We start from the raw sequence: 6,131 nt of genomic DNA, 5'->3' as shown, positions 1-6,131 counted from the left end.
TATGCCCATGTGAGAGTAGGTCATCGTCAGGCTCTTAATACCAAGCCCCGACAGCGAAAGCTGCCGGGGCTTTTTTATGCGCCGGCGTTGGACGCCGCGCGGCCTCTCCTCCGGCCGAATGGCCCATCACACCGCTTCCCGGCTGCTAACTCTCCGAATAATTCCCCCGTATTTGCGTCCATGATGTCCCTGAACCGGCTTAGGGAATCCGAAAAATAGCTTATCTGCCCTGCCTATAGGGGCTTTGTCTCAGTTGCCTCAGATGCCCCGTAGTTTAGGCTGGCGTCCGGCATAAGAGGCCGGGCACTGATGGCTATTCGCACATGTCACTCTGTCTCACACGTCTCACGCGCCGGCATTCGTTGTGTTTAGCGCGTTTTGCTCCTTTCCAAGGCTTTGTTCATCCTGTTCGATTTCCGAAAAAGACCAGCTTTTGGGTGGTCTTCAGCCGGCTCGCAAACAAAATTCATCTTCTTTTTATTGAGGTGCGCATGCCTAAAACCCTGCTTACTAAAGGGTTTTTCGGGGCGTGTCAGTAGTGTCGCTTTCTAGGCCTCTATGCGGTAGTTGACATTGGTAAAGCGATACAATAGCTTTTATTTAAAATTTATGAATGTGTCAAAATGATCTTGTTGTAGAGCGCTAACAAATCGTTAGTGGGCTAGAAATAAGTTGGTTGTAGTGATTTTCTTCGTCTTTACGAGCTGAAAAGAGATACAAAAAAAATAATCCACCTTAATAAAGTGGGTCATTAAACGTTAACAAAAACAAATGAGAGCAACGTTGTTGCTCCAATCATCCGGGAGAAACAAGAATGGCTAAGCATTTTTTACGCCGTTTGGGTGTGTTTGTTGCGGTCCTAGTGACCAGTCTGTTTGTTGTTTCCGCGCAAGCGGCGGAACCGATTAAAATCGGTACCTTTCTTTCCGCGACCGGGCCCGCTTCTTTCCTCGGCGATCCTGAGCTGAAAACCTTGCAAATGTATGTCGAGAAGATCAACAAGGAGGGAGGGGTGCTCGGGCGTCAGCTGGAATTGGTTCACTATGATGACGTTGGCAAGCCCTCCAATGCGCGTAATTTTGCTGGCCGTTTGATCCGTTCTGATCGCGTGGACATCATCGTCGGTGGAAGTACCACCGGTGCAACTATGGCTGTTGCCCCCCTCGTAGAGCAGGCCCGGATTCCTTTTGTTTCTCTGGCGGGCGCCGTGGTTATCGTCAACCCGGTCAAAAAGTGGATTTTCAAAACGCCGCAATCGGACCGCATGGCTGCAGAGCGTATTCTGAGTGACATGAAATCTCGCGGGCTGACCAAAATCGGATTGATCTCCGGTACGGGCGGCTTCGGTGCATCCGGGCGTAAGCAAACGCTGGAAGCGGCCAAGAAAATGGGTATTGATATCGTCGCTGATGAAACCTACGGCCCTTCGGATTCCGATATGACGGCTCAGTTGACCAACATTCGAAATACCAAAGGCGTGCAGGCTGTCCTGAATTTCGGTTTCGGGCAGGGTCCGGCAATCGTAACCAAAAACTATGCTGCCCTGGATATCAAGCTGCCCTTTTATCAGTCTCATGGTGTGGCTTCTGATGCCTTCCTGAAATTGGCCGGACAGGCTGCCGAGGGTCTGCGTCTGCCTGCGTCGCCTTTGCTTGTTCCAGACTCTCTCCCAGCAAGCGATCCCCAGAAATCTGTCGTTCAAACCTATAAAAGCGAATATGAAGCGCGCTGGAATTCAAGTGTGTCGACCTTCGGCGGGTATGCGTATGACGGTTTGATGATGGCGGTTGAGGCGATCAAAAGTGCCGGAAGCACTGATAAGGCCGCGGTTCGTGCAGCCCTGGAGAAAATCAAAAATCACGTTGGGGTCACCGGGATCTACAACATGAGCCCTACAGACCACAACGGTCTTACTCCAGCGTCGTTCCGTATGCTGGAAGTTAAAAACGGTCAATGGGCACTGATCGACTAGGATCTCCAGCCGTTTCCTAAACCTGCCGGCCCCGGCGTTGTTGCCTGGGCCGGCCAGCCTCTGACGGTAAAACTCCGATGTTCGCAGAATTCATGCAATACCTGTTTACGGGTATTACGATCGGTGCGACATATGCTTTAGTCGCGCTCGGCTTTACGCTCATCTACAACGCCAGCAGCGTGATCAACTTCGCCCAGGGCGAATTTGTAATGATTGGCGGTATGGGTACGGTAGCGTTTATGCACATGGGGATACCCATGTTCTTTGCCATCATTCTTGCCGTGGCTTTGGCCTGTTTGGTGGGCGTTGCGTTGCAACGACTGGCGATTGCTCCCGCCAAAAATGCCGATGTGGTTACCCTTATCATCATCACCATTGGTGCCTCCATATTTATTCGGGGGGTGGCGCAGGTGGTGTGGGGTAAGGACTACCATGTTGTGCCGCCTTTCTCAGGTGAAGCCCCTATCCGGATCGGTGGTGCCGTGCTTAACGCACAAAGCCTTTGGGTCCTGGGTATTGGCGCTGTTCTGGTTGTCGCCCTGATCCTGTTTTTCTCCCGCACCCTGATGGGGCGTGCCATTCTTGGTACGTCGATGAACCGGTTGGCGGCCCAGCTCGTGGGGATTCGCACGCAAATGGTGCTGATGCTGGCTTTTGGCCTTTCGGCATTACTTGGTTCTGTCGCGGGCGTGACCATCGCCCCGATCACTTTCACGGCTTATAACATTGGCATTCTGCTGGCACTCAAGGGGTTTGTTGCTGCAACGATCGGCGGTTTGGGCAGTGGTGTCGGTGCCGTAGTTGGGGGCTTGTTGTTGGGCGTCGTGGAGTCCATGACCGCGGGCTACATTTCGTCGGATTACAAGGATGCGGTGGCATTTTCCATGATATTGGTGGTGCTTTTCTTCATGCCCCGAGGTTTGTTCGGTGCACGGGTGGTGGAGCGCGTTTGATGTTGAAGCAATTCCTGAAATGGCGATTAAGTGGCTTGATCGTCCTGGCCTTCATTACGCTGTCCATACCTTTTCTGATGGATAACCCGTTCTATTTCGATATGGCAACGCAGATCGCGATCGTTGCCAGCACCGTCGTGGGTCTCAACCTATTGGTCGGCTATGCCGGTCAAATCAGTCTTGGCCATGCGGCGTTCTTCGGCCTCGGCGCCTATTTCAGTGCCATCGCCACTTCACGGTTCGGCTGGCCATCGGTTATCGCGCTGTTTACGGGGGCGGCTTTTGTCGGTTTGCTGGCCTGGATCATCGGGCGCCCGATACTGCGTCTCAAGGGGCACTACCTGTCCATGGCGACGCTCGCAGTCGGTTTTATCATCGCAATCATCATCAATAACCAGAGTGGATGGACCGGAGGGCCTGATGGCATGTCCGTGCCGCCACTGGGTATTTTCGGTTGGGAACTGAGTACCTTCAGCGTCTATAAGATTTTCGGGTTTGAGCTCCAGGGCTACGTTGCCTGGTATCTGTTTTCGATTGTGGTGCTGTTGTTGGCAGTGCTGGTTGCGCAGAACATCGTTGACTCCCCGGTCGGGCGGGCCTTGCGCTCCATTCATGGGTCAGAAATCGCGGCTCGCACGGTCGGCGTCGACACGGCTCGCTATAAAAGTCTCGTCTTCGTGATATCAGCGGTTTATGCCAGTGTAATGGGTAGCCTGTTTGCGCACTTTACCGGGTTCATCACGCCAGCGATCGCCGACTTCGACCACTCCATACTTCTGATCACAATGGTTGTTCTCGGAGGGATGGCGTCGCCTATGGGCGTGATTCTGGGGGCGGTGGTCCTCAAACTTCTTCCCCAGTTCCTGACGGGTTTCCAGGATTATGAAACGATGATTTTCGGTTTGATTCTGATGCTGACGATGATCTTCATGCCGAAAGGCCTGCTCCCCACGATGATAAGAATCCTGAAAAGCCGTCTAGGGGCCAGGGCGGGAGGTGATGCATGAGTGCGATGATCGAAGTCAGTGGGCTGGACAAGACCTTTGGCGGCGTCCATGCCATTGAGGGGCTCAGCTTCACCGTGGACGAAGGGCAGGTCTATTCGGTGATCGGGCCGAACGGTGCGGGCAAGACGACGCTGTTCAATCTGATAACCGGTTTCTATACCCCGACCCGCGGGGATATTCGGTTGAATGGCGAAGATGTCGTCGGTCTGGACCCGAACCGCCTGGCGCAGCGCGGTATGTGCCGCACCTTCCAGCAGATGCAGGTGTGTATGAATATGACGGCGTTGGAAAACGTCATGCTGGGACGTCACCTCAAGTTACGTGGGAACCTGCTTTCCTCTGTCTTGCGTCTGCCGTCGCTGCGGCAGCAGGAGCGGGACTGCCGTGACAGGGCCAGGGCCCTTATGGAGTTCGTCGGCTGTGGTGATTATGTCGACGCCGATGCGGCTTCCCTGTCATACGGTGTACTCAAACGCCTGGAAATTGCGCGTGCTCTGGCGGCTGAGCCAAGGATTCTGCTGCTGGACGAGCCTGCGGCAGGCTTGAACGGGACCGAGACTGCACAACTTGATGAGCTGATTCGCAAAGTCGCAGAACAGGGCGTTACGGTCATGCTGGTTGAGCATGATATGAAACTCGTTATGGGGATTTCCGACCGTTTGCTGGTTATCAACTATGGGCGAAAGCTGGCTGAGGGTACGCCGGATGAGGTCCGTAACAATCCCGACGTGATTGCTGCCTATCTTGGCAACTGATTGGAAGGCATAGCTATGAGTGAGCAGATAACGCAATCCGAATCAGGTCAGAAGCGTTCCGTGCGGGAGCAGGCCATCGGTGTCATCGTCCGCGAGCATCAGGGCCTGTGGCGGATTATCGACCTGTTGGACCAGTTGCAGCAGGATATGAATATCAATGGTGCTCGGCCCGACGAAGCGCTTTTCCTGGCGATTTTCGATTACATCCAGCACTTTTCGAACCGGGTGCACAGCCAGAAGACGGAAATCGTGTTGTATCGGCTGCTGCGGGAAAAATCGCCTGAAACCGCACCTTTGCTGGACAAGCTGGAGCGTGGTTATCTGATCGGCCACGAGAAGCTTGTTGTGTTGAGGGCGTTGCTGGTTGACTGCGTGGCGAACTGGCCGCAAGGTCGGGAGACTTTCAGTCATGAATTAAGCCGCTTTACCCAGGCGCTACGCAAGCACATCAAGAAAGAGGAAGGTGTGGTTATTCCACGGGCCAGAGAGGTGCTCTCCGAGGCAGACTGGGAACAGATCGCCCGCTCCCGGGATCAGCAGAACGACCCACTCTTCGGTGATCGCGTGCGGGAGGAATTTCGCGAGTTGCGTCATCAGATCGTGAGCTACGCCCCTGAGCGCTTCGGCGGCCTAGGGCTTAAGCATCAGGCGGTGGTGTCTCGTCCTCAGGGGCAGGAAATCCTCTCTATTGAGGGGCTGGTGTCGTCATACGGTCGGATCGAGGTGCTGCATGAGGTCAGCTTGCGCATCTACGCCGGAGAGATCGTATCGCTGGTCGGGGCCAACGGCGCCGGCAAGTCGACGCTCCTGATGGCGATCTCGGGCTTGCAGCCATTGGATCGTGGGAAAGTGACTTATGAGGGACGGGACATCAGTCGTCTTTCGGCTGACCGCCGGGTGCGTGGTGGCATTGTCCAGGTGCCTGAAGGCCGTCAGGTTTTCAGGGATCTTTCTGTCCATGACAACCTGAGGCTTGGGGCCTATACCCGGGGGAGCGGGGAGAGTGTCCAGGAGGATTTGCAAAAGGTATACAGCCGCTTCCCCATTCTCCAGCAGAAACGCCACAACCTGGCTGGCGAGCTTTCCGGGGGGCAGCAGCAAATGCTGGCTATCGGCCGAGCGCTCATGGCGCGCCCCAAACTCCTGCTGTTGGATGAGCCCAGCATGGGCTTGGCACCGCTGATCGTTGAAGAGATTTTCAATATCATCAAAGAGCTAAAGGAAGAGGGTATGACGATTTTCCTGGTTGAGCAGAATGCTTCGCAGGCCTTGGCGCTGGCTGATCGCGGGTACGTACTGGAGACCGGGGAAATGGTACTTGAAGGCAGCGGAAAGGATCTGCTGAGCAACGAAAAGGTCAGGGAGGCCTATCTGGGGATGTAGTCCCTGTAATGAAGATCTAAGAGGCCGCGGGGCACATCACCCGAAATGTCGTGTCGGTGAT

At 54.7% G+C, this 6,131-nt stretch carries 5 protein-coding genes and 1 pseudogene; all 6 read left to right on the top strand.

What is annotated here, in order from left to right:
• The first annotated feature begins 814 nt into the window (after window positions 1–814).
• The 6 genes and pseudogenes from CLR77_RS12580 (at window position 815) to CLR77_RS20315 (ending at window position 6,070) form a co-directional block, all read left to right on the top strand.
• Window positions 815–1,972 (top strand): ABC transporter substrate-binding protein, encoded by a 1,158-nt coding sequence (locus CLR77_RS12580; protein ID WP_097460980.1) that lies wholly within the window; start codon window positions 815–817, stop codon window positions 1,970–1,972.
• Between the two features lie 77 nt (window positions 1,973–2,049).
• On the top strand, window positions 2,050–2,925 hold the full coding sequence (locus CLR77_RS12575) for a branched-chain amino acid ABC transporter permease (protein WP_097460979.1): 876 nt from the start codon (window positions 2,050–2,052) through the stop codon (window positions 2,923–2,925).
• Window positions 2,925–3,932, top strand: a complete 1,008-nt coding sequence (locus tag CLR77_RS12570) for a branched-chain amino acid ABC transporter permease (RefSeq protein ID WP_097460978.1) — start codon at window positions 2,925–2,927, stop codon at window positions 3,930–3,932. The genes CLR77_RS12575 and CLR77_RS12570 overlap by 1 nt, the downstream gene beginning before the upstream one ends.
• Window positions 3,929–4,687, top strand: a complete 759-nt coding sequence (locus CLR77_RS12565) for an ABC transporter ATP-binding protein (RefSeq protein WP_097460977.1) — start codon at window positions 3,929–3,931, stop codon at window positions 4,685–4,687. The genes CLR77_RS12570 and CLR77_RS12565 overlap by 4 nt, the downstream gene beginning before the upstream one ends.
• 15 nt (window positions 4,688–4,702) lie before the next feature.
• Window positions 4,703–5,158, top strand: a pseudogene (locus tag CLR77_RS20320) (hemerythrin domain-containing protein); the annotation flags it as partial.
• A 207-nt stretch (window positions 5,159–5,365) separates the two neighbouring features.
• Complete coding sequence (locus CLR77_RS20315; RefSeq protein ID WP_227519913.1) at window positions 5,366–6,070, top strand: ABC transporter ATP-binding protein; 705 nt, start codon at window positions 5,366–5,368, stop codon at window positions 6,068–6,070.
• The last annotated feature ends 61 nt before the right edge of the window (window positions 6,071–6,131 follow it).

The organism is Mangrovitalea sediminis, from assembly GCF_002514725.1.
Classification (GTDB): Bacteria; Pseudomonadota; Gammaproteobacteria; order Pseudomonadales; family Oleiphilaceae; genus Mangrovitalea; species Mangrovitalea sediminis.
The sequence above is the reverse complement of the archived record's forward strand: the minus strand, read 5'-3'. Positions and strand labels throughout refer to the sequence as shown.

Coding starts and splice junctions, on each gene's coding strand:
- CLR77_RS12565 (WP_097460977.1), top strand. CDS start 3,929: ATGAGTGCGATGATCGAAGTCAGTGGGCTGGACAAGACCTTTGGCGGC.
- CLR77_RS12570 (WP_097460978.1), top strand. CDS start 2,925: ATGTTGAAGCAATTCCTGAAATGGCGATTAAGTGGCTTGATCGTCCTG.
- CLR77_RS12575 (WP_097460979.1), top strand. CDS start 2,050: ATGTTCGCAGAATTCATGCAATACCTGTTTACGGGTATTACGATCGGT.
- CLR77_RS12580 (WP_097460980.1), top strand. CDS start 815: ATGGCTAAGCATTTTTTACGCCGTTTGGGTGTGTTTGTTGCGGTCCTA.